General features: G+C 70.7%; 14 protein-coding genes and 3 pseudogenes. 7 read left to right on the forward strand and 10 right to left on the reverse strand.

Going from position 1 to position 21127, the window contains the following annotated elements; translation table 11 throughout:
• Positions 1-41: 41 nt before the first annotated feature.
• Entirely contained in the window at positions 42-740 is a 699-nt protein-coding gene (locus ACQP2P_RS15295) for an SDR family NAD(P)-dependent oxidoreductase (RefSeq protein ID WP_433616621.1), read from the reverse strand.
• 207 nt (positions 741-947) lie between these two features.
• Here ACQP2P_RS15295 and ACQP2P_RS15300 point away from each other — a divergent pair, with 207 nt between their 5' ends.
• Entirely contained in the window at positions 948-1703 is a 756-nt protein-coding gene (locus ACQP2P_RS15300) for a helix-turn-helix domain-containing protein (RefSeq protein WP_433616623.1), read from the forward strand.
• A gap of 403 nt (positions 1704-2106) precedes the next feature.
• Complete coding sequence (locus ACQP2P_RS15305) at positions 2107-2256, forward strand: hypothetical protein (RefSeq protein ID WP_433616625.1); 150 nt, start codon at positions 2107-2109, stop codon at positions 2254-2256.
• Between the two features lie 488 nt (positions 2257-2744).
• Here ACQP2P_RS15305 and ACQP2P_RS15310 read toward each other — a convergent pair whose 3' ends face one another.
• Entirely contained in the window at positions 2745-4445 is a 1701-nt protein-coding gene (locus tag ACQP2P_RS15310; RefSeq protein WP_433616627.1) for a helix-turn-helix domain-containing protein, read from the reverse strand.
• A gap of 1007 nt (positions 4446-5452) precedes the next feature.
• Here ACQP2P_RS15310 and ACQP2P_RS15315 point away from each other — a divergent pair.
• Entirely contained in the window at positions 5453-5905 is a 453-nt protein-coding gene (locus ACQP2P_RS15315) for an NADPH-dependent F420 reductase (RefSeq protein ID WP_433616629.1), read from the forward strand.
• Positions 5906-5964: 59 nt separating this feature from the next.
• Here the strand turns inward: ACQP2P_RS15315 and ACQP2P_RS15320 are convergent, their stop codons facing one another.
• From ACQP2P_RS15320 to ACQP2P_RS15345, 6 genes are all read right to left on the reverse strand, one after another.
• A complete protein-coding gene (locus ACQP2P_RS15320) occupies positions 5965-7923 on the reverse strand; it encodes a DUF4153 domain-containing protein (RefSeq protein WP_433616631.1) in 1959 nt (652 codons plus the stop codon).
• A 1902-nt stretch (positions 7924-9825) separates the two neighbouring features.
• The gene (locus ACQP2P_RS15325) at positions 9826-10641 is read right to left on the reverse strand and encodes an ABC transporter permease (protein ID WP_433616632.1); all 816 of its coding nucleotides are present in this window, start codon (positions 10639-10641) and stop codon (positions 9826-9828) included.
• On the reverse strand, positions 10638-11495 hold the full coding sequence (locus ACQP2P_RS15330) for an ABC transporter permease (protein ID WP_433616633.1): 858 nt from the start codon (positions 11493-11495) through the stop codon (positions 10638-10640). Before ACQP2P_RS15330 ends, ACQP2P_RS15325 begins: the two co-directional genes overlap by 4 nt.
• 106 nt (positions 11496-11601) lie before the next feature.
• Positions 11602-12801 (reverse strand): ABC transporter substrate-binding protein, encoded by a 1200-nt coding sequence (locus ACQP2P_RS15335; RefSeq protein WP_433616635.1) that lies wholly within the window; start codon positions 12799-12801, stop codon positions 11602-11604.
• 8 nt (positions 12802-12809) lie between these two features.
• Positions 12810-13838 carry an ABC transporter ATP-binding protein gene (locus tag ACQP2P_RS15340; RefSeq protein WP_433616637.1) on the reverse strand — a complete coding sequence of 343 codons (1029 nt, stop codon included), beginning with the start codon at positions 13836-13838 and terminating at the stop codon, positions 12810-12812.
• Between the two features lie 86 nt (positions 13839-13924).
• Complete coding sequence (locus tag ACQP2P_RS15345; RefSeq protein WP_433616639.1) at positions 13925-14251, reverse strand: FAD-dependent oxidoreductase; 327 nt, start codon at positions 14249-14251, stop codon at positions 13925-13927.
• 650 nt (positions 14252-14901) lie between these two features.
• On the opposite strand from ACQP2P_RS15345, the gene ACQP2P_RS15350 reads away from it, so the two are divergent.
• Positions 14902-17955: an MGH1-like glycoside hydrolase domain-containing protein gene (locus tag ACQP2P_RS15350; protein ID WP_433616641.1), complete on the forward strand. Its 3054-nt coding sequence runs from the start codon at positions 14902-14904 to the stop codon at positions 17953-17955.
• A gap of 463 nt (positions 17956-18418) precedes the next feature.
• Here the strand turns inward: ACQP2P_RS15350 and ACQP2P_RS15355 are convergent.
• Positions 18419-18610 (reverse strand): annotated as a pseudogene (locus ACQP2P_RS15355) (transposase); the annotation flags it as partial.
• Between the two features lies 1 nt (position 18611).
• Here ACQP2P_RS15355 and ACQP2P_RS15360 point away from each other — a divergent pair.
• Positions 18612-18878 (forward strand): annotated as a pseudogene (locus ACQP2P_RS15360) (DDE-type integrase/transposase/recombinase); the annotation flags it as partial.
• Positions 18879-18974: 96 nt separating this feature from the next.
• Here the strand turns inward: ACQP2P_RS15360 and ACQP2P_RS15365 are convergent.
• Positions 18975-19109, reverse strand: a pseudogene (locus ACQP2P_RS15365) (IS6 family transposase); the annotation flags it as partial.
• Positions 19110-19482: 373 nt separating this feature from the next.
• Here ACQP2P_RS15365 and ACQP2P_RS15370 point away from each other — a divergent pair.
• A complete protein-coding gene (locus tag ACQP2P_RS15370) occupies positions 19483-19872 on the forward strand; it encodes a hypothetical protein (protein ID WP_433616643.1) in 390 nt (129 codons plus the stop codon).
• Positions 19869-20393 (forward strand): hypothetical protein, encoded by a 525-nt coding sequence (locus tag ACQP2P_RS15375; RefSeq protein ID WP_433616645.1) that lies wholly within the window; start codon positions 19869-19871, stop codon positions 20391-20393. Before ACQP2P_RS15370 ends, ACQP2P_RS15375 begins: the two co-directional genes overlap by 4 nt.
• Positions 20394-21127 lie beyond the last annotated feature (734 nt).

The raw sequence follows: 21127 nt of genomic DNA on the forward strand, positions 1-21127 counted from the left end.
GGAGGCGCTGCCCGCAGACGCGCCCAGCGGCGATGAGTGGTTCAAGACCACTTGATCTCACCGGCACGGTCGACGAACCGCCCGGAGCGGTGTCCCGGTCCTTCGGTGGCAAGGCCGACGATGGCGTCGGTGCCTTCGGTGACGGTTTGCGGGCCGGTGTTGCCGTTGAGATCAGTCGCTGTGTAACCCGGGTCGGCCGCGTTGATGCGGATGTCGGTCAGCGCCTTGGCGTACTGGGCCGTCAGCATGGTGAGCGCCGCTTTGGAGGACGTGTAGGCGGGGGCGATCACCCGGGACTCGGGTCGCGACCGATCGTGCGTGGCGGCCAGAGATCCCATGGAGCTGCTGACGTTGATGATGACGGGGTCGGCCGAGCGTCGTAGGAGCGGGAGGAACGCCGTGGTGGTGCGCACCACGCCGACCACATTGACGTCCAGCACGGTCAGGATGTCTGCGCCCGTCAAGCCGCTCGGGTCACCGTGCGGGCCGTGAACGCCAGCGTTGTTGATCAACACGTCGATGGCGCGTTCGTGCTGCTCGACGTCGGCTGCCGCCGCCGCGACCGACTCGTCGTCGGTGACGTCGATCTGGACGAAGCGGGCGCCCAGTTTCTTGGCCGCCGCAGCGCCGGCCTGCGCATCGCGAGCGCCGAGAAGCACGGTGTGGCCCTGTGCGATGAGGCGACGGGCGGTCTCGTAGCCGAGGCCCTTGTTGGCCCCGGTGATAAAGGTGATCGTCATGCGCCCATCGTTCGCTCGCGCCGCGGAGTGTGCCAGGGAAGGCGCGACGGTAGGAAAGCGGTTACCACCCTCGGCAGCTGGCCGCGCGGGACAATCGTCGTATGGTCACTCACGCCACGGAGCTCGGTGCGACTCTGCGCGCCTGGCGCGACCGCGTCTCCCCAGCAGCCGTGGGGCTGCCAAGCGGGCGCGCGCGGAGCGAAGGGCTTGCGCCGGGAGGAGCTTGCCGAGCTCGCCGGGATCTCAGTCGACTACGTCGTACGCCTGGAGCAGGGACGGTCCACCACCCCCTCGGCACAGGTGATCGCCGCACTCGCTCGTGCCCTGCAACTTCGCATCGCCGAACGCGATCATCTGTTTCGGCTGGCCCGGCTCGTCCCTCCCGCCGAAGGGGAGATCTCTGACCACCTCCCGCCCGGCATCCACCGCGTTCTCAACCGGCTCGGTGACGTCGCCGTCGCGGTCTTCGCCGCGGATTGGCAGCTGATCTGGTGGAACCGTGGCTGGGCGGCGCTCCTCGGCGACCCGTCATCAACGCCGCCGGCGCTTCGCAACTTCGCCCGTGACAGCTTCCCGATCAATGGCGACGCTCCACGGCTGTCGCACTGGCCGGTGACCTCGCTCACGCGCGACACAGTTGAAGCCGCCGTCGTGGCGGACTTGCGCCGCGCCGCCGGACGCTTCCCGAACGACAACCGCTTGACCAGGCTGATCCAGGTACTCACCGCGGGCAACCAACGCTTCGCCGAACTGTGGGCCGCCGGCGCGGTCGGTGCACACCGCGAAGATCACAAGATCGTCGAGCACCCGACGGTCGGGCCGATCGCGGTGGATTGTGACGTCATGATCGACGGCGACGCAGAACTGAAGATCGTGATCCTTACCGCAGCCGCCGATACCGAGGACGAGACCAAACTGCGGCTGGCCCTGCTGTCCGGCGTCCCCGAGCCCGCGCGCAGGTGACAACACAGCAGTCCGGTAGTAGCCGGGCTTTGCAAGATCAGATGCACTGACATCGGCTGCTTCGCGCGCATCGCACTGCGCCGCAACGGCCTCGACCCCGACCGCGATGTCGAATGCATTGCCCGCGAGCCCCGTGACTACGGACTGGACCTCCGCGGGCTGCGCAAGGGCTCGATCGACGCCGCACCCGTCGGTAGCACCATGGCACCCGACCAGGTGGCCGCCGAGGCGGGATTGCGGGTCCTGGCGTTCGTCGGGGACCACTTCCAGATTCCGACCGTCGGGGTGGCCGTGGACCCCGGCCTACGTCCCCTTCGACACCCCGGCGCTGCACGCCGTGGTCCGGGCCCACCGCCGCGCTCTGCGCACCATTCGGGAACGCCCCGAGATCGCGGTGACGCACATGCAGGCGTTCCTGGGCCGGCACACCCGGGACGAGATCTGCCACCACTACGAGCAGTTCATCGCGCCGTACTGCACCGATGACGGCCAGGCCGCCCTCGAGATCGGCGACGCCGCCGTCGACACGGTCGCAGCCGACGAAACGCGGTGAGCACTGCCGCTCCGCCATCGGGGCGGTCCAGCCTGCTGATCGTCGGTGCCTGGGGCGGTGGGAGGGTCGGCAGCGGTGCCGGCGCCGGGAGGGGCCGAGGGAGTGGCCTGGGGATCAGCGCGCCGATGAGCTGCTCGACGGCTGGTCCGCTGCGTCTCATGGCGGTCATCGGGACGGCGCCGCGATCGAGGAGCGTGTGCCACAAACGGGCTGGTCACCCGATCGAGTCACCGAGCACTCGGCAGCGCACCAACGCCGTGGGCGGCTAGCCTAGACCCTGACCTGATGTCGGTGCAACCGCCGCTGACCCGCACAGCCGACGGAGGACTGCTCGATCGCTGCCCGCACCGGCGAGATCGGAGTTGATCCCGCCGGTGCGGTTCTTCGGGCTTGACTCTCTCTTGACGAATGCGATCAGCGGTACAGCGGTGTCGTTCGATCTGGTCCAGGTCGCCGCGGCGCAGGGTGCCGGAGGTCTGGGAGTAACGTCACAGGTCGCTGTAGCGGATCATGACGGGGGTTTCGGTCAGGGTGAGCTCTGCGCCGCCAGCCAGGGGCTCCGTCGTGCCGTCGAGTCGGAGCAGCGCCTCCGCCGTGGCCTCGGCGTGCAGGCGTACCGAGCCGGTGTGGGTCCAGCGGATGACGGCGCGCCGGTTGCCGGCCGGGGTCGGCACGACGAACTCGCACTGCCACGCCTGCTCGGGCAGGCCGGCGGGCTGGCCGTGGCCGCAGGAGCGGATCTGCGCTCCGGCGAGCCAGCGCTGCAACTGCTGCACGGCGAGGGCGGCCTCGGTCGGCTCGCCCTCGTCGGCCTGCAGCACGATGGGGATCTTCGTGCCGCCCCAGTTGTAGAAGTACATGCGGTCCAGGTTCGTGGTGCGGGCGAGCAGCCCGACGAGGTAGAAGCGGACGGCGTAGTCGCGGGCGCGGGCCCGGTCGAGCTGGCCCTCCAGCGGGATGGCGTAGGTCGTGCCCGTGTTCCACAGCGGCGGGTGCAGGCCGGCCTCGTGGAAGAGCCGGTCGATCTGCGTGGTCAGCTCCAGCATCGTCTCCGGCGGGTCCTCCGGCGAGCGCTGGTGCAGCTTGACGGCGGCGGCGTCGCAGTACTCGTAGCCGCCGAGCCGGGCGAACTCCCGCAGCACCTGCTGGCCCTCGGCGCTCCACAGGTTGCCCATGCCCGGGCAGACCACGGTGGCGGCGGGATCGGTGGCGCGGATGATCGCGCTGCCCCGGCGGGTCATCTCGACCAGGGTTTCGACGCTGCCGCTGTACATCCGGGCGTCGTTGGCGAGCACCCACAGCTCGTAGGCGGCGATGCGGCCCTTGTACCGGCCGACCAGCGCGCTGACGTACGCGTCCCACACCGCCAGGTCGTCCGGCGGCGACGACTTCGCGTTGTTCGGGTAGACCGACCGCTTGCCGTTGGGCGCCGCCCAGGCCGGCGTGCCGCCCATCGTGTAGAGCACCGGCAGCCTGGCGGTGGTGGCCCCTTCGACGAGCCGGTCCAGGATCGTCCAGTCGAACCGGTCCCGCGCCGGGTTCACCCGCGACCAGCCCGTCTCGCTGTCCCACAGGCGCACCGCGCCGGTGGTGAACCCCGGCATGTGCCCGGTCGCGCTGTTGATCGTCACCCCGAAGTACTCCGGCGGGACCGGTCGCGCGGGCAGCGTCCAGCTCGGGCCGCTGATCCACTGCGGGGTCGCGCTCGACGGCGCGGTCTGCGGCCGGTCTTCCCTGCCCCGCCACCACACCGCCGCGACCGCACCCGCCAGCACCAGCAGCGCCGCGGCCAGCCCGGCGTACAGGGCGAGGCGCCGCGGCCTCGGTGCAACGGCGGCCTTCGACGAGGCGGCGGGTTCTGAGCCGGCGGCCGGGTCTGCGGTGGCGGCCGGGTCTGCGGTGGCGGCCGGGTCTGCGGTGGCGGCCGGGTCTGCGGTGGCGGCCGGGTCTTGTCGCGGGGCCGCGGCCCACAGCGGATAGAGCCGGTCGAGCTCGTCACGGTCCGCCCCGCACGCCGTGGCGATCCGCTCCACCGTGCCGAAGTCCTGCGGCACCGCCGCCCCGGCGACGAACCGGTGCACCGTCGACTTGCTCAGGTTCGTCTTCTGCCCGATGCGGGCATAGCTGAGCCCGCTGCGGTCCTTCAGCGCGGTCAGCAGCGCGGCAAGCTCGCCGGGACGGTGCGGCATCGCCGTCATCTCTCCAGGTGTCGGGGCGGGCTGCATCCTATCGGCCGTCCCAAGACCGCAACATCCCCGCAGGTCAGCTCGTTTCCGCCGTCCCGCCGTCCCAGATCGGTCCCGGCATCTGGCGCCCGTACCGCGGCGTTGACAGACTGCCAGCGCGGTGGCCCGGACGTTGGGGGAGCGGCGGTCCGGGCCACCGGCGACGGTGACCGGATGCGAAACGGGGGCATCCGGTCACCGTCCGTCTCGAGCGCGGCATCGACGGGTTTGCACGCGAATGCACGGGTGCTGAAACCGGAGGCGGCCACGCCGGCGGCGCAAGCTGCAGTGTGCGTCCGAGACTTCGAGGACCATCATTTTGCGACAATTTCTGCACGCTGCCGTCGCGGCGCTGCTGGCCCTCGGCGCGGGGCCTGGTGGAGCCGGCGGTCCCGGCACATGGCGCTGAACTGCAACGTCCCCGACCCGCCGCCGAAGTGCGAGGACCCGCCCGAGCCGATCGACCTGTCAGGCGCGCTGACCGGGGCGACCTGGGTGCCCGCCGCGGTGAGGGTCGTCGGGTGGGCCACCCACCCGGACCGGCGTCCGGTGACGATCAGTGTCCTGGTCGTCGGCGCCTTCGTCGGCACGGTGACCACCGGTACGAGTGGGGGCTTCACCGGGACGGTGCCGGCGCGGGCCGGAGACCGGGTGTGCGCCGACGCGCACAACATGGGCCCGATCGTCGGGAGCGCCGACATCGGCTGCATCGCGCTCGCCGTCGCGGTCGACCCGGTCGGCGCGGTCGACCAGTTCGACCGGTCCGGGACCGACCTGGTCCTGAAGGGCTGGGCGGTCGACGGCGACACGACCGGCGCGCTGGATCTGCACGTGTACCAGGACGGCGCCTTCACCGGTTCGGCCCGGGCCGACGGTCCGCTGGCCGTGCCGCCGGCCGGGTACCCGGAGTACGGCACCGCACACGGGTACACGATCCGGAGCCCGGAGCGGGGGGACGGGGCGCACACGTCGTGGTCGTCACGGTACCGTTCGGAAAAGTTCCGGGACGTCCGGTCGAGCCGCTCGCCGGCAAGATCGTGCTGGACACCAACAACTACTACTGGGAGCGCGACGGCAGGTTCGCCGAGCTCGACCGGGGCGAGGCGACCACATCAGGGTTGCTGCAGGAGCACCTTCCCAAGTCGAAGGTGGTCAAGGCCTTCAACCACATCGGCGCCGCCGACATCACGACCGACGGTTCCCCGTCCGGCACGCCGGGCCGGCGCGCCCTGGTGATGTCCTCGGACCATCCCGACGCGGCCGACTTCGCCAGGGACCTTTACGACCGGATCGGCTTCGACACGGTCGACGTCAGCCCGCTGAGCGAGTCGTGGCGCGTCGAGCGCGACCGGCCGGCGTATGTCGTCAAGCAGACGAAGGCCGAGCTGGAGGCGAACCTCGCGAAGGCGACCCGCACGGTCTGAACCAGCCGAACGGCCCGGACCGGGCCGCCGCCGTGCTGGGGCGGCCCGGGGGCGGCGCGTCAGCGTGTCTTCGGCAGGTCGAACTGGTCGGCCCGTTGGCAGTCGCTCGAGCCGCCGATGGCGGACGAGCCCACGCGGTTCAGGGCGTCGCGGGCGTTTTCGCGGCCGAGGTTCCAGCCGTACCACGGGTCCGGCTCGGCCAGGTCGTCGACGATCCAGCTCAGCGTGCAGCGGCGGACCGAGTCCGGGAGGGTTGACAGGGCCGGGGTGGCGTCGGAGGACAGGGCGCGCAGGTACCAGGCGTCGATCTTGCCGGTCTCCTGGTAGCGCGCGATGTTGCGGCGGGCCGCGTAGTCCTCCGGGTTGAGCACCGCGAGGGTGAGCAGCATGACGACCGCGAGACCGACGGTCGTCGACGGGATCCAGGTGCCGCGCCAGCGGATGCCGGCCACCATGATCATGATGAAGACGGTGCCGAGGAGTAGCTCGAACGCCATCACGAAGATGCGCTCGCCGGTGAAGCTGTAGACCTTCTGGTAGGTGTACATGCGGGACAAAGCCGACACCACGATCACGATGCTCAGCGAGGAGAGCAGGCCGAGCAGCGTGCGCAGCAGGATGCGGTCGGCCCGGTCCTCGCGGCTGGCCCAGCGGGTCACGCCGCCCAGCACGGCGATCGTCAGCACGGTGACGGTCGCCAGCTGCCAGAAGCCGCTGCGGGCGTATTCGGCGTAGCTGAGGCCGGCGGTCTGCAGCACGTGGTGCTGGCCGCCGAACAGGACGGTGGCCTGCACGACGACGAATCCGCTGTACAGCAGGACCAGCGCCCCGATCGGCAGTCCCCACTCCAGGCGGCGCAGCCGTGCGGTGCCCGGCTTGTCGATGGTGGACAGGTCCGGCGGTGCGGCGACGGTGTAGACGGCCGCGACGGCGATCAGCGCGCACAGGATGAACAGGAACACGCGGCCGGAGCTGATCGTCGGGATGACGGCGGAGAGTGCCTGCGAGAACGCGGCGTCGGCGGAGGAGAGCAGCGCGCCGAAGACCAGCATGAACAGGACAGTGATGATGGCCGACCAGGCGACGCGCTGGGTGTGGCGGGGCTTGCCGTGCCGTTCGCTGGTGGCGCTGAGGTGCTTGGCCGCCCACGGGATGCCGCGCAACGCCGCGAACGGCGCCGCCACGAGGCTGAACAGTATGGAGCGGACGCGTTGGCCGCCGACGATGGCCAGGGCGGCGCAGCCGAGCGCGCCCAGCACGCAGAACGTGACGAGCCACCAGGCGTTGCGGAACGCCAGCACGGACAGCAGGACGACCGCGGCGCCGGCCCAGACGGCCCGCATCCCTCGGTCGGCCTTCGGCAGCGCTGCGGCGGCCGGCCAGATGCCGGCGATGACGGCGGCGACGAGCGCGAACCCGCCGAGGAACCAGCCGATGCCGACCCGCATGCCCGGCAGGACGATCGCGGCGACGAGTCCGCCGGCGAGCACGGCGACCGGTACGCGCCAGCCGCTCGCGGGCTCCGGCCCGGGCCAGCGTGCTTGCAGGAACCCGGGCGGCAGCGGTCGCGGTGGCCCCATGACTCGTGGAACGGCCGGAAAGGGCGGGAATGGGGGCGGCGCGGGGTGCGGCGGGTAGGGCGCGCCGGGCGGGGGTGCGAAGGGCCGCGGAGCCGGCTGGTGCTGCACCAGCGGCGGTGCGACAGCCTCCTCGTCGTGTTCCTCGTCGTGTTCCTTGTCTTCTTCGAGCTCGTCGTCGGGCAGTTCCTCAACAGGCGCGGCGGCTGTGGCCACAACGGGCGTGACTGGCACGGCCGCGACGGGCGCGGCCGTCATGCCCTCGACAGGCTTGACCGCCGCGCCCGGGACCAGCGGCACGAACACGGCGAATCCCGGGGTTCCCGCGGGAATCGTCACCGGAATCGCCCACGTCGTCTGCCCCTCGGCGGTGCCGGGCCAGGCGACCGGCTGCGGCCGTCCATCGCCGCCGGGCATGACCAGCAGATACGGTACGGCCACGGGTGGTTGGACGGTTGGATCGATTTCGTCGGGTACGGCGTCGGTCATTGGGTAGCTCCACGTGTCGGTGGACAGTTGCCGGACCACGCCCGTGCTCACCGTCCGTCGCCGTCCCGCCGATGAGCCCAGATCGGCGGGTTGTCACGAATAGTGACGGCGCGTAACACGGCAGTGCGGAGATGGCGGGGCGTGGCGCCAACTGGCGCTTTGGTCCGGACCGGATTTTCCCTGTATGGCCCGGCGGCAGGGATCATGGCACGGCGGCGCGCCCGCGGACCAGCCCGTGACGCACACCTGGGACGGTGGGACGTTGCACCACCGCCCACCTGCGAAAACGCGGCTTCCCGGGACGAGGCGCCGGGCAGTCCAGTGCGGAGAACCGGCGGTGTGCGCCAGCAGCCCGACGATGCTCCGCTGTGAGGCGGGCAGGGTGAGGTGCTGGAAGAACTGCCACATCAGGGTGTTGGCGCTGATCTCCTGGTGGTGGTGCCGTTGCCGGGGAAGGCGGCCGGGGTGCCGGGCCCGGTGTGGCCGCCGTCACTCATCGTGTACAGAACGGTGTCGGCGGCGCAGTTCGGGTAGCGGGTCCTCGTCACGTGGGTGGTGACGGAGACGGCGGCCGGGCCCGAGGTGCAGCGGTTGATCGCCGCCCAGCGGCCCGGGGCGCCCGGGATCGGGTAGCGCCAGACGTCGCCGCCGCCCTGATAGGGGTTGCTGGCGTCCTGCTGGCCGCGGAAGGTGATGACCGGGACCGGACGGGCCGGGGCGCACGACGACGGGTCGGGCTGGGCGGGGTTCCGCGGGTCGGGGGCCGGCGCGCAGGCCGGCGACCGGGGCGATGGCGGCGACCTGGTGCGGCCGGGCGCAGGCGGCGGCCGACGTCATCCGGCCGCCGCCGGAGTACCAGGTGCCGTAGACGCGGGTCGGGACGGCGCACAGTGCTGGCGGCGAGGTCGAGGCTGATCGGCTGCCAGCGCACCGTGCCGCCCTTCTCCCGCAGCTGTAGCAGGCCGCGATCGGCGTCCAGGTCCTGCAGCCGCAATCCGAGGGCGCCGGCGCGGCGGCATGCGGTTTCCGTGTGCAGGCGCAGCAGGAGCGCGTCGAGGATGGTGTCGTTGCCGGTGGTGCGGGCGACGAGGTTGATGTCGGTCAGTTCGGCCGGTGTGAGCGCCCGTCGGGTGGTGGGCAGCCGCCGGGGTTTGCGGACTCGGTGGGCTGGGCTGTCTGCGGCGTCGATGAGGCCGTCGGCGATGGTGACGTTGTAGAAGGCGCGGGCGGCCGCGATGAGCAGTTCGCCGGCGTGGCGGCCGCCGCGGCTGTTGCGCCGGGCTCGGGCGCTGTCGACAACGCGTCGCTGGCACGACGGCCAGGAACGGTTGCGGTGGCTGTTCAACGAGGAGTCCGGGCCCGCTTACGGCTTGCCGGGTTGGGCGGAGGAGCCCGACGAGGCGACCCAGGCCGCTCAGCGCGCACCGGTGGTCGCGGCCATGCTGGCCCGGGCGGAGGCGGCCGGGCTTGCCGGCGGCGACGGCGGGCGGCTCGACGACATCCTCGTGCGGGGCTACGTCTTCGCCGAGAAGGGGCTGTTCGCCGCGCTGGCCGAGTTGGGCGCGCTCGGGCCGGAGACGGAGATCCGGCAGGCGGGCCCCGGCCCGGACTCGCACCTGCCATGGCCGTGGCCGTGGCAGGAGTCGCGGCAGGAGTCGCGGGAGCGGCCCGACGCCGGGGAACGACCGCGGCGGCGGTACCCGCTGGACGTGGCCGGGCCTGTGGTGGTTCGAAACCACCACCGACCCGTTCGAGCCCGGCAGCGAGCACATCGACGCCATCGCCCGAGCACTGAACATGCCGGCCGGGGCCTGAACGGCCATCGACACCGAACCGCCGAAGGTGAAACTCAAGTTAGAGCCGGCCGCCGCTGGCGGTGTCCGACGAGATGCGCTGGGCCAGGTAGATCGGCACGATCGACAGCACGATCACGACCGCCGCGACCACGTTGACGACCGGCGCCTGGTTCGGGCGGAACAGGTTGCTGAAGATCCAGATCGGTAGTGTCTGTGTGCTCGGGCCCGCGGTGAACGTGGTCACGACGATCTCGTCGAAGCTCAGCGCGAACGCCAGCAGCCCGCCCGCGAACAGCGCGGAACGGATCAGGGGAAACGTCACGAGCCGGAACGTCTGGGCCGGGCGGGCGCCCAGGTCCGCCGACGCCTCCTCGAACGACGCGCCGGTGCGCCGCAGCCGGGCCAGCACGTTGTTGTACACCACGACCACGCAGAACGTTGCGTGGCCGATCACCACCGACAGCAGACCCTTGCCGATGCCCAGGGGCGCGAACACCGAGCGGAACGCGGTGTCCAGCGCGATGCCGGTGACGATGCCGGGCAGTGCGATCGGCAGCAGGACCAGCAGCGACATGGCCTCCCGGCCGAAGAAGCGGTACCGCTGGACCGCGAACGCCACCAACGTGCCCAGCACGAGGGCCACCGTCGTGGCGCCCAGCCCGGCCTGGACCGATGCCCACAGCGCTTCGCGCAGGCCGCTGCTTCCCCAGGCCCGCGACCACCAGTCGACGGTGAACCGCCGCGGTGGGAAGGCGAACGTGCGGTCGGCGTTGAACGAGTTGAGCAGCACGATCGCGAGCGGCACGTAGATGAATGCGAGGCCGAGCGCCATCATGCCGCGCAGCAGCCAACGGGAAAGGGGGGACAGTGTCACAGTCGCTCCAGGGCACCGGTACGGCGGATCGCGAGCAGGTACACGACCATGATGAGTGCCGGGATCGTGGCGAGCGCCGCGGAGAACGGCAGATCGTTGGCGGCGCCGATGTTCGCGTACACGAGGTTGCCGATGAGCTGGCTCTTGCCGCCGACGATCTGGACCGTGATGTAGTCGCCGAGCGACAGCGAGAACGTGAAGACCGAACCGGCCACAATGGACGGTACGAGCATCGGCAGCACCACCGAGCGGAACGTGCGCCCGGGCCGCCCGCCGAGGTCGGCCGACGCCTCCAGCAGCGAGTCCGGCAGCCGGTCGAGGCCGGCGTAGACGGGCAGGATCATGTACGGCAGCCACATGTAGGACAGCACGAGCACGGTCGCCGTCAGCCCGTACCCGGGGCCGCCGAACAGTCGGTCGAGCGGCCCGTCGTTGGCGAGCATCACCCGCCAGGCGTATGCCTTCACCAGGTAGCTGGCCCACAGTGGCGTGACGATGGCGACGAGCAGCCATTGACGGTACCGCGCGGCTACCACCTTTGCCATGAAGAACGCCATCGGCAGGGCCAGCACCCCGTCGATGACCGTCACCGCGGCCGCGACGAGGACGCTGCGCAGTACCACCGTGCCGTACACGGGATCGGTGAATATCGTGCGGAAGTTGTCGAGCGTCGCCTCGTAGACGACGTCGCCGGTGAACGTGTTGACGCTCCACAGCGACGACACGAGCAGCACCCCGAGGGCGCCGAGGTAAGCGATCACGAGCCAGGCCAGCGGTGCCGCCAGCAGCGCCGCCAGCCGGGCGCGCGGGTGGCGGTGGAACCACGCCGCCACCCGGTGCACCGTCGCGCTCATCGGACTCCTCTCGTGGATGCCTGCGCGGTCAGCGGGGGCGCGAAACGCAGGCCGGGGTCATGCAGCGGGCGTTCAAGGAATCCCCTCCCGTCGGGAGGGGACGACGTCAGCCCTTGATGCTCGTCCAGGCCTTGGTCCACTCGCTGTAGTCCTTGCACTTGACGTCCGTCCGGCCGTCGAGGCAGTCCTCGACGGGCGTCGTCCAGTACCAGACGTGGCTGTAGTACTCCTCGTCGTCGGCGTGGTACGTCGCGCAGTGCTGCGGGTCGGCGGTCTTGGCGCAGGCCAGACGGTTCGACGGTGCCTCGCCGAACCACTCGGCGACCGCGGCGTTGGCTTCCGGCGAGATGATGTGGTTCATCCACAGGTACGCGCAGTTGGGGTGCTTCGCCTTCGCGGCGATCATCCACGTGTCGGACCAGCCGGTCGCGCCCTCGGTGGGCAGCACCGCCTCGACGGGGGTCTGGTCGGCCTTGGCCAGGTTGTCGATGACCTGCCACGTCGTGCCGACCACCGAGTTGCCGGCCTTGAACGCCTGGACCTCCTTGGTGTAGTCGGACCAGTATTCGCCGACGACCTTGTTCTGTGCCTTGAGCAGGTCGACCGCGGCGGTGAACTGCTTGTCGTCGAGGGCGTACGGATTCTTGATGCCGAGTTCGGGCTTGGTCTTCATCAGGTACAGCGCGGCGTCGGCGATGTAGATCGGCGAGTCGTACGCGGTGACCTTGCCCTTGTACGGCGAGTTCGGGTCGAACACGACGGACCACGACGTCGGCGCGGGCTTGACCACGTCGGTGCGGTACATGAGCAGGTTGGCGCCGCGGCCGTGCGGGATGCCGTAGGCGATCCCGTTCACGGAGTTCCAGGCCTTGTTTTTCAGTCCGTCGAAGACGTCCTTGTAGTTGCTCATCAGGTCGGTGTTGACCGGTGCGACGACCCCGCCGTAGATGAGTCGCAGTGACGCGTCGCCGGACGCGGAGACCACGTCGTAGTCGCCGGTCTTCATCAGCGTGACCATCTCGTCCGAGGTGCCGGCGGTCTTGACGTTGGCCTTGCAGCCGGTCTGCTTCTCAAACGGCGTGACCCAGTCGACCTTCGGGTCGTTGGAGCCGTTCTCTGCGTAGCCGGCCCAGGCGACGATGTTCACCGCTCCCTCGCCGGGCCCGAGGCTGGCCAGTTTGTCGATCTTCGGCAGCTTCGCGCCGCCTGGCCCCGCTGACTGCCCGCCGCCGTTCTGTTTGCCGCCACAACCCGACAACACCAGCAACGCGGCCGACACAGCGACGAGCAACCTGAACCCACGCATGTGCGCTCCTAGATCTCCGAAGGGATGGTTACGACGTGCGCGCGGTGCCACGTCAGCCGTACCGGGCGGCCACGCATGCCGTCCTGATGAGGCGGCCTGTCCGCCAGGTTCTGCTGCACGACGGTGAGCCGGACGCCGCCGTCGAGGTCGACCAGGAGCCGGATCGTGGCGCCGGCGTAGATGACCTCGGCGACGCGGCCCTTGGTGCTCACCTCGTCCGGTCCGGCCTCCGGACCGTCGATGCGAATCTTCTCCGGCCGGACCGAGAACACGCCCTCATCGCCGAGCACCGTCTGCGCGATCGCGCCGGAGAGGAGATTGGAGGTACCGACGAATCCCGCGACGAAGGCAGAGGCGGGACGTTCGTAGATATCCGCGGGGGTGCCCACCTGCGCGATGCGCCCTTGCGAGAAGACGGCCACGCGATCGCTCATGGTGAGCGCCTCGTCCTGGTCGTGGGTCACGAACACGAACGTGATGCCGACCTGGCGCTGCAGTTGCTTCAGCTCCACCTGCATCTCCTCGCGAAGCTTCAGGTCCAGCGCACCGAGCGGCTCGTCGAGCAGCAGCACCTTGGGCCGGTTGACGAGCGCCCGCGCGAGCGCGACGCGTTGCCGCTGCCCGCCGGACAGCTGGCCGGGCCGGCGGTCGCCGAAGCCGTCCAGCCGCACCGAACGCAGCGCCTCCTGCGCCTGTTCGCGCCGTTGCCGGCGCGGAACCCTGCGGACCCGCAGGCCGTAGGCGACGTTGTCGAGCACCGACATGTGCGGGAACAGCGCGTAGTCCTGGAAGACGGTGTTGACGTCGCGGTCGTACGGCGGGCGGCGGGTGACGTCGACACCGCCGAGTTCGATCGCGCCGGTGGTCGGGGTCTCGAATCCTGCGATGAGCCGCAGCACGGTCGTTTTGCCGGAGCCGCTGGGCCCGAGCATCGAGAAGAACTCCCCGTCCGCGATCTCCAGGTCGACGCCGTCCACGGCGGTCACCGCGCCGAACGACTTGCGCAGACTGGTCAGCCGGATCGCCGGGATGCTCACGTCAGCTCCTGTTGTCCTGTGATTGGCGTCGCCGCGCCGCGGTGGCGGGTCCGAGGACGGGCGGCCGGCCGGGTCGCCCTGTGAGGTCAATTGCCGAGCGCCGCGATGATCTCGGCGCCGGCGCGCTGGCCGGACTCGACCGCTCCGTTGCGGTAGCCCTGGTCGTACGGGTACACGGACCCGTCGAAGAAGTAGCGGTCCTCGCTGCCGTTCGGCTCGGCGCTGAGCAGGTTGACCAGGTCCAGCCCCAGCTCTTGAACCAGGTTGCGGATCTGGTCGTGGTTCTGGTCGATGCGCTCGCCGCCGTGCTCGCAGACCTGGCCGCCGGCCCAGCTGCCCCGGTCGGACCAGCAGCGGCCACCGAGCCGGTCGGACGCCTCGTAGACCGTGGCCGAGTAGCCGGCCTTCTTCAAGGTGTACGCCGCGCACAGGCTGGCCAGGCCGGCGCCGACGACGACGATGCAGCGGGGTACGAGCCATGTCTTCGCCTTCCGGAATTGGTGCCGGTGACCTTATACCGCTGAATTCGTCGTGTCACCACCTGTAACGCAACGGAAATCGTCCCCGCTTGCTTACCTGTGACGGAATCCGTGTTCTCCCCACAGCGACGAGGGCGGGCCCCGACCCTGCCGATCGACCTCGGCCCGCGCGTCCCCGTCGCGACGTGGTGGCCCCGCACGCGGGACTGGCCGCACCGCGTCGACGGGCGGCACAGCGCCGCACCGGACCGGCACGTTCGGTGCCGCGACGCCGACCTCGTCCACGGTGACGCGGTTGTCGCCCTCGTCGCGACCTGCCCCCTGGGGGCCGCCTGTTCGGCTACGAGCGCGACACGGCGGGCGGGCCGTGGCTGCTCGAGGTCCTCGCGCTGTGGGTGCTGCGCCGCAACGGCGAGAAGGTCCTGTGGGCGGAGTCGCCCTGCCAGCGTCGATTCGCCACGAACGCACACGATCCAACAGTTCATTACGCAATCGATCGAGCAATTCCTTGACTTCCATGTGTGTTCTTGTTTGACTTTGACAGCTTCGGCGGAGTACGAGCTGAGTGCCCACAGGGAGTCACCATGGCGTTGGTCCAGCCGCGGCTCGCGGCAGCAGTGGCAGGCATCGCGGCGCTCGCCGCGATCGTCGTTCCGGGCACCACGCCCGCGTCCGCCACGGCCGTGGCGCCGCCGCCGGCGGTCTATCCGGCCGTCGGCCCGACCACCCACATCCTCGACCACGCTGCCCTGCTCGGCGGGGTTCCGGAGCCGGCGTGGTACGAGGCGAACATCCCCTTCGTCGACTTGCCGGACAAAGACATCCAGGCCACCTACTACTACCGGTGGCGCACCTACAAGGAAGCCCTGAAGTACACCGGCCCGAAGGACGGCTGGATCGTCTCGGAGTTCCTCGGACCGGTCGGCTACTCCGCGCCGTACGGCGGGATCGACGCGGCCGCGGCGCACCACATCTACGAGGGTCGCTGGCTGCGCGACCAGCGCTATGTCGATGACTACCTGGACTACTGGCTGCGCGGCTCCGGCTCGGAGGCCAAGCCCGCGACGGACGGGCTCAACGACAACACCAACGACTGGGCCCATCAGTACTCATTCTGGGCCGCCGACGCCGCCGTCGCCCGCGCCGAGGTCTCCGGGGACTGGCGGTTCCTCGTCGACCGGCTGCCGGACCTGCGCCGGCAATACGAGGGATGGAAGACCACCAACTTCGACGCCCAGGTCGGGCTGTACTGGCAGACCCCGGTCTGGGACGCCATGGAGTTCACCGCGAGCTCCTACCAGAGCGCCGACCCCTACCACGGCGGTGACGGCTACCGGCCGACGATCAACGCCTACCAGTACGGCGACGCCCGCGCGATCGCGCTCCTGCTGCGCAAGGCCGGCGACCCGGTCACGGCGGCCCGCTACGAGCGCGAGGCCGCCGACCTGCGCGCCAACGTCGAGCGGCACCTCTGGGACCCGTCGTCGTCGTTCTACAAGCACGTCATGCGGGACGGTAACCCCTCGCTCACGCCGATCGCGGACCGCGAGGAGATCGGGTTCATTCCCTGGTACTTCCACATGGCGCCGCAGGACAACGCGGCCGCCTGGACGCAGCTGACCGACCCGCAGGGCTTCGCCGCGGCCTACGGGCCAACGACCACCGAGCGGCGCAGCCCGTGGTTCATGCACCAGGCGCTCGACGGCTGCTGCCGCTGGGACGGACCGAGCTGGCCCTACGCGACCAGCCAGACGCTAACCGCGCTCGCCAACGAGCTGCTGGACTACCCGGCCCAGTCCTACGTCGACCGCGACGACTTCTACTCGGTCCTGCGCGGCTACGCGCTGACCCAGCGAAAGAACGGCCAGCCCTACGTCGCCGAGGCGCACCACCCCGACGAGAACCGCTGGATCTACGACGGGCGCGGCCACAGCGAGGACTACAACCACTCCACGTTCAACGACATCGTGCTCTCCGGCCTGCTCGGCATCCGCCCGCAGCAGGACGACTCGGTGCGGATCTCGCCGCTGGTGCCCGCGGACTGGAGCCACTTCGCGGTGGAGAACCTCGCGTACCACGGCCACAACCTCAGCATCGTCTGGGACCGTGACGGCACGGCATACGGCCAGGGCAACGGCCTGCGGCTGTGGGTCGACGGTTCGCTGCGGGTACAGCGGGCGACACTAGCCGACCTCACCGTCGACGTCCGCGGCCGGCCGACCAGCGTGACGGCGCCGGCCGAGCTCGTCGACGACGCCGCGAACGTGGCGAAGACGGGCTACCCGACAGCGACCGCCTCGTACACGTGGCCCGGCGACGCCGCGGTCAACGCGATCGACGGTCAGGACTTCCACCTCGACGTGCCGACCACCCGCTGGACCTCATACGGCTCGCCCAACGCCGCCGACTGGCTGCAGGTCGACCTCGGCGCCCCGACCCTCGTGTCGGACGTCCGTATCGACTTTTACGACGACGGCGGCGGCGTGCGCACCCCGACGTCCTTCGCCCTGCAGGCCCAGGATCCCGACGGCACGTGGCGGGACGTGCCCGGCCAGCGCCGCGAGCCCGCGGTGCCGGTGGGCCGGGCGATCAACCGGGTCGTCGTCGACCCGCCGATCACCACCGACCGGCTGCGGGTCGTCGCGCCGCGCAGCGACCGTGGAGCGGTCGGCATCGCCGCGCTGCAGGTATGGCGCCGGCCCGATCCCGACCTGACCGCCGCCTTCGCCGGACTCACCGGCGGCGAGCTCCAGGTCGACGCCGGCCGGACCGTCACCGTCACGACGAAGGTCTCCGCCGAGCGGCCGAAGACCGCGGTGCAGGTGTCGCTGGAGGTGCCGCGCGGGTGGACGACCCGCGCCGTCACGCCGGCCTCCGCCAAGAAAGTCACGCCCGGCCGGCCGCTGACGACCACCTGGGAGGTCACTGTCCCGGCCGACGCCGACCTCGGCAACAGTCGGCCCATCAGAGTGCTGGCCCGGTCCGGCACGGGTGATGACGGCACGAGCGGCGCCGTCGCGACGACCCGGTACCAGTTCTCGCCGTCGGACTTCCCGACGACGGCGTGGGACGACGACTTCGGCACCGACCGCAGCGCGCAGTACCGCATCGACCGCCCGGCCGGCGGCGAACCGGCCCCCGCCTTCTCGGTGGCCGGCGGAACCCTCACGGCACAGGCGAGCAGCCGCGCGTTCGGCGTCCTCGCCGCACCCGTCACCGGCTCGGTGGCCGGCACCGCGATCATCGTGCAGCCGCAGCGGTTCGCCGGCTCGGCGCCGGAGGATAGCCTGTTCATCGGCCAGTCGGCGGGCAACCGCGACAACGCGATGGCCTGGTACAACAACCACTTCGGCACGTCCGGCGTCGACGTGCAGGTGGACGGCGGTGGCCGCGGCGACGCGACCGGCGGCTGCTGCGCGCAGGTCCAGTGGCAGCCCGGAGACCGGTTCGCCGTCGTGGTCCGGTGGGGCCAGTTGACCACGTGGTACGAGCACGACGGCGTGTGGCGCCAGATCCACACGGCCCCCGTCAGCGACGCGCTCGACGCCACGACGCTGGCTTCCTGGTCCCCGGCCGTCGGCCTGCGCCTCGACAACGGCTCGATGGCCCTCGACCGGATCACCGTCCTGACCCGCTAACGCGGACCCGGACAGTGCGGGCCGCGCCGATCCCCCGGCGCCGCCCGCACTGTGCGAGTCCAGGCCGTGGCGCCCGGCGAGCAGACCGACGGCGTCCTCGGCGTCCTTGAGGCCGGCGCCGGTGGCTTTGCGGACACCTTGATCGCCTGGATCTTCCACCCGGCCGGCAGCTCCTCGAGGACTCGGCGAGAGCGGCGGGCTCGGGCTCACGGGATGCCGAGGTGGTCCATGACGAGATCCAGCTCGTGCTCCAAGGCGGCCAGCCGACGCCTGCCGCTCGGCCGCCGCCCCGTCGGCGAGCACAATCAGCAGCAGCGCCGGCGCGGGAATCCATTCCAGCTCGTCGTGGAAGCGCAATGCGTGCCGGGCGTTGCCGCAACGTTCGGCCGCTGCCTCCGAGGTCTCGTGCCACCGGCCCGGCGGCGTCGACGTCGCCGCGATGGAGGCCGAGGGTGGTGCAGACCAGGGCGGTGTCGAGCTGGCGGTTGCCGCCGCGGTTGAGCCGGTATCTGGTTCGGTTGCCGGTCCAGACCGGGATCGGTGCGGCGCCGGCATGCATGGCGAATGCTGCGGATGAGCGGAATCGGGTCACGCCGGCTGTCTCGGCGATAATCTTCGCGGCGGTGAGGCCGGCGCAGCCGTGCAGCTCGAGTAACGGAGTCTGGCGGTACGTATACCGGGCGGTCGACCAGTACGGGCAGGTCATCGACGTGCTGGTCTCGGCTCGCCGCGACGCCGACGCGGCCCGACGGTTCTTCCGGCGGGCGCTGTCGATGTTGAAGGTGACGCCCAGCGAGGTGCTCACCGATGCTGCCGCGGTGTATCCGGGCGTCCTGGATGAGCTGATCCCGCAGGCGTGGCACCACGTCGAGCGGCACGCCAATACCCCGATTGAGGCCGATCACAGTCGGCTCAAGCACCGGGCTGCCGGCGACCTGGACTGGCGCTGCCCAGGCCGATGCGGCGATCGTGCGGGCGCATCAGCACGCGGCAGGTGCTCGCCAAGGGGGTTGAGCTCGGATGAACCACCTGTCACCAGGTGCGTGCCGGCAGAACCGGGCCGCGTCAGCCAGCAGCGGCGTGAAGCGTTGTACCCAGCGGAAGACGGTGACGTGGTCAACCTCGACGCCTCGCTCAAGCAGCAGCTGCTCGACGCGTGGGACGTCATTGGTGTCTTCGACTCGGAGACGAACGTCGACGAATACGACTGCATGCTCACGTCGCTGCTCACCGTGCCTGGCGGCGGTGCCGTGCCGACGGGACGAGATCCGCGACTACCTCGATCCAGAGATCCGCGGGCACTTCGGCGTGCCGGCCGAACGTAACGGCGTCGCCGCCATGGCCGAGCGCCTGATTGGCTGGCGGGGAACAGGCCCTGGGCCAGGCTCGGCAGCTGCATCCCGACTTGATCATCACGGATGGGTCGATGCCATAGATGGACGGCCGCACGAAGCCAGAAATCGGACCGCGGAAGTACCGCCGCGGACGGTGTTGCCGAGCGCAACGGCGGTCGCTACAGTCCCGCGCGTGATCTCGATGAAGACCCAGCTCGTCATCGCGGGGGCGTTGCTGGTCGCAGGAATGGGTGGATGGGTGGCGCAGAGCGCGTCTGGGCCGTCGCGGCTCACCGCGGCCCAGATCGGGTCCGCCGTCGGCTGCGCCACCGTGGACAAGCTGCCCAATGACCGGGGCGCGCTGGAGACGGCCGCGTGCCCGCTCCCGGCTCACCACCGTGCCACCATCGTGACGTTTGACGGCGGGCGGCAGCGCGACGAGTGGCTGCAGGCGAAGCAGACCGAGTGGACGGTGTCCTCGGGCGCCGCGGCCGTGGTGAAGGGCGACGGCTGGGCGGTACTGACCGACGACCTCGCCGCCGCCGACCGGCTGGCGGCGAAGACGGGCGGGTGGTGGGCATGACCACCTTCCGGACCGCCGCCGGCGGCATCGCCGCGCGGCTGGACAACGCCATGTGGTTCGTGCTCGCCACGGCTGCGATCTTCGCGTTCGTCGCCGTCGCGGACGTGGTGGCGCTGCTGCGCATCATCGCGGTGCTACCGTCGCCGCCGCTGGGCGACCTGCAGCTCGGACAGCGCCTCGGCACGTACGAGACGCTGCTGTTCTACTTCCATCTGCTCTTCGCCGGGGTGTGGTACTACATGTGCGCCGCGCTGGTGCGCAGCCGGGGCGCCGAACCGGTGCCGGTCCTGACGACGTGGACGGTCGTGGCCTGGCGGACCGGTGTCGTGGCCACCGTGGCGGCCGGGCTCGCGCTGCCGCACGCGAGCCTGGTCGACGGGCACTGGTTCGAGCTACGGCTGGAGTGGATGATTCCGCTGCTGCTGGCCCGCGTGGCCCTTGCGGCGCTGTTCGTGGTGGCGGTCTTCGGGCTGCGCCGCCGGATGCACGAGGTGCTGAGCAGCCCACCCAGCTCGCCGTAGCATGCCCGGAACCTTTAGGAGACTGCCCTGGCCGCAGGCTTTCTCGCCGCCCGTACCGACGGGTCACGCCTGACAAGAGGACCGGTGCGGCAGTTCAGCACACCGACAGGCGTCGATCTCGTCACTCCGCGTGACTTCCGATCTAGCCAAAACGACGCGCCCGATGTGCGGCCATGTGCGCGCTGGACCGTTCCAGAAGCGGACGTGCGGCCACAGCTGCTCGCCCTGTTGGATGACGCGATCCACCTGCTGAGCCGGCCCCGCGCATCGGCCTGACTTCCCCGTCCATCCCAGTCGACGGCGAGTGCGTCAACTCGACGGGACCGGATCGGCGGCCGCGGCCGCGCAACAGCAGCCGGCCGCGTCATCTGCCGCCGGGCCGGTGCCGCGCTGGCCGCCGAGCTTCATCGATGGGTCGAGCAGGCGCTGGCGGGCTCGTCGTGAACGGTGCCGCACGCCATTGCCTTGCCGAGACGCCCGACGTCTCCGGGGGCGTTCCCCCGGCTCAGCGACCAACAGATCGAGGCGCTGCAGCAGGTCGGCAGCCGGCACCCGGCGCGGTCTGCGCCCCGACAACTCACCGGACGAGGTGGTCCGGGAATCATGACAGCACCACCTGCGGGCCTGAAATGTGCCCGAGATGCGCGACTCGTCACCGTCATGTTTTCGGTGCTGGTTGGCGTGAACCCGGCCAGCCGTGGGTAGCGGATCAGGGGCTTCAGGACTGTTGAGCG

The sequence above is a fragment of the Dactylosporangium sp. CA-139114 genome, assembly GCF_050955725.1.
GTDB lineage: Bacteria > Actinomycetota > Actinomycetes > Mycobacteriales > Micromonosporaceae > Dactylosporangium.

Excerpts from the sequence above, each read along its gene's own strand:
- ACQP2P_RS15350 (WP_433616641.1), top strand. The coding sequence starts at position 14,902 with ATGGCGTTGGTCCAGCCGCGGCTCGCGGCAGCAGTGGCAGGCATCGCG.
- ACQP2P_RS15335 (WP_433616635.1), bottom strand. The coding sequence starts at position 12,801 with ATGCGTGGGTTCAGGTTGCTCGTCGCTGTGTCGGCCGCGTTGCTGGTG.
- ACQP2P_RS15330 (WP_433616633.1), bottom strand. The coding sequence starts at position 11,495 with ATGAGCGCGACGGTGCACCGGGTGGCGGCGTGGTTCCACCGCCACCCG.
- ACQP2P_RS15375 (WP_433616645.1), top strand. The coding sequence starts at position 19,869 with ATGACCACCTTCCGGACCGCCGCCGGCGGCATCGCCGCGCGGCTGGAC.
- ACQP2P_RS15310 (WP_433616627.1), bottom strand. The coding sequence starts at position 4,445 with ATGCCGCACCGTCCCGGCGAGCTTGCCGCGCTGCTGACCGCGCTGAAG.
- ACQP2P_RS15295 (WP_433616621.1), bottom strand. The coding sequence starts at position 740 with ATGACGATCACCTTTATCACCGGGGCCAACAAGGGCCTCGGCTACGAG.
- ACQP2P_RS15305 (WP_433616625.1), top strand. The coding sequence starts at position 2,107 with ATGCAGGCGTTCCTGGGCCGGCACACCCGGGACGAGATCTGCCACCAC.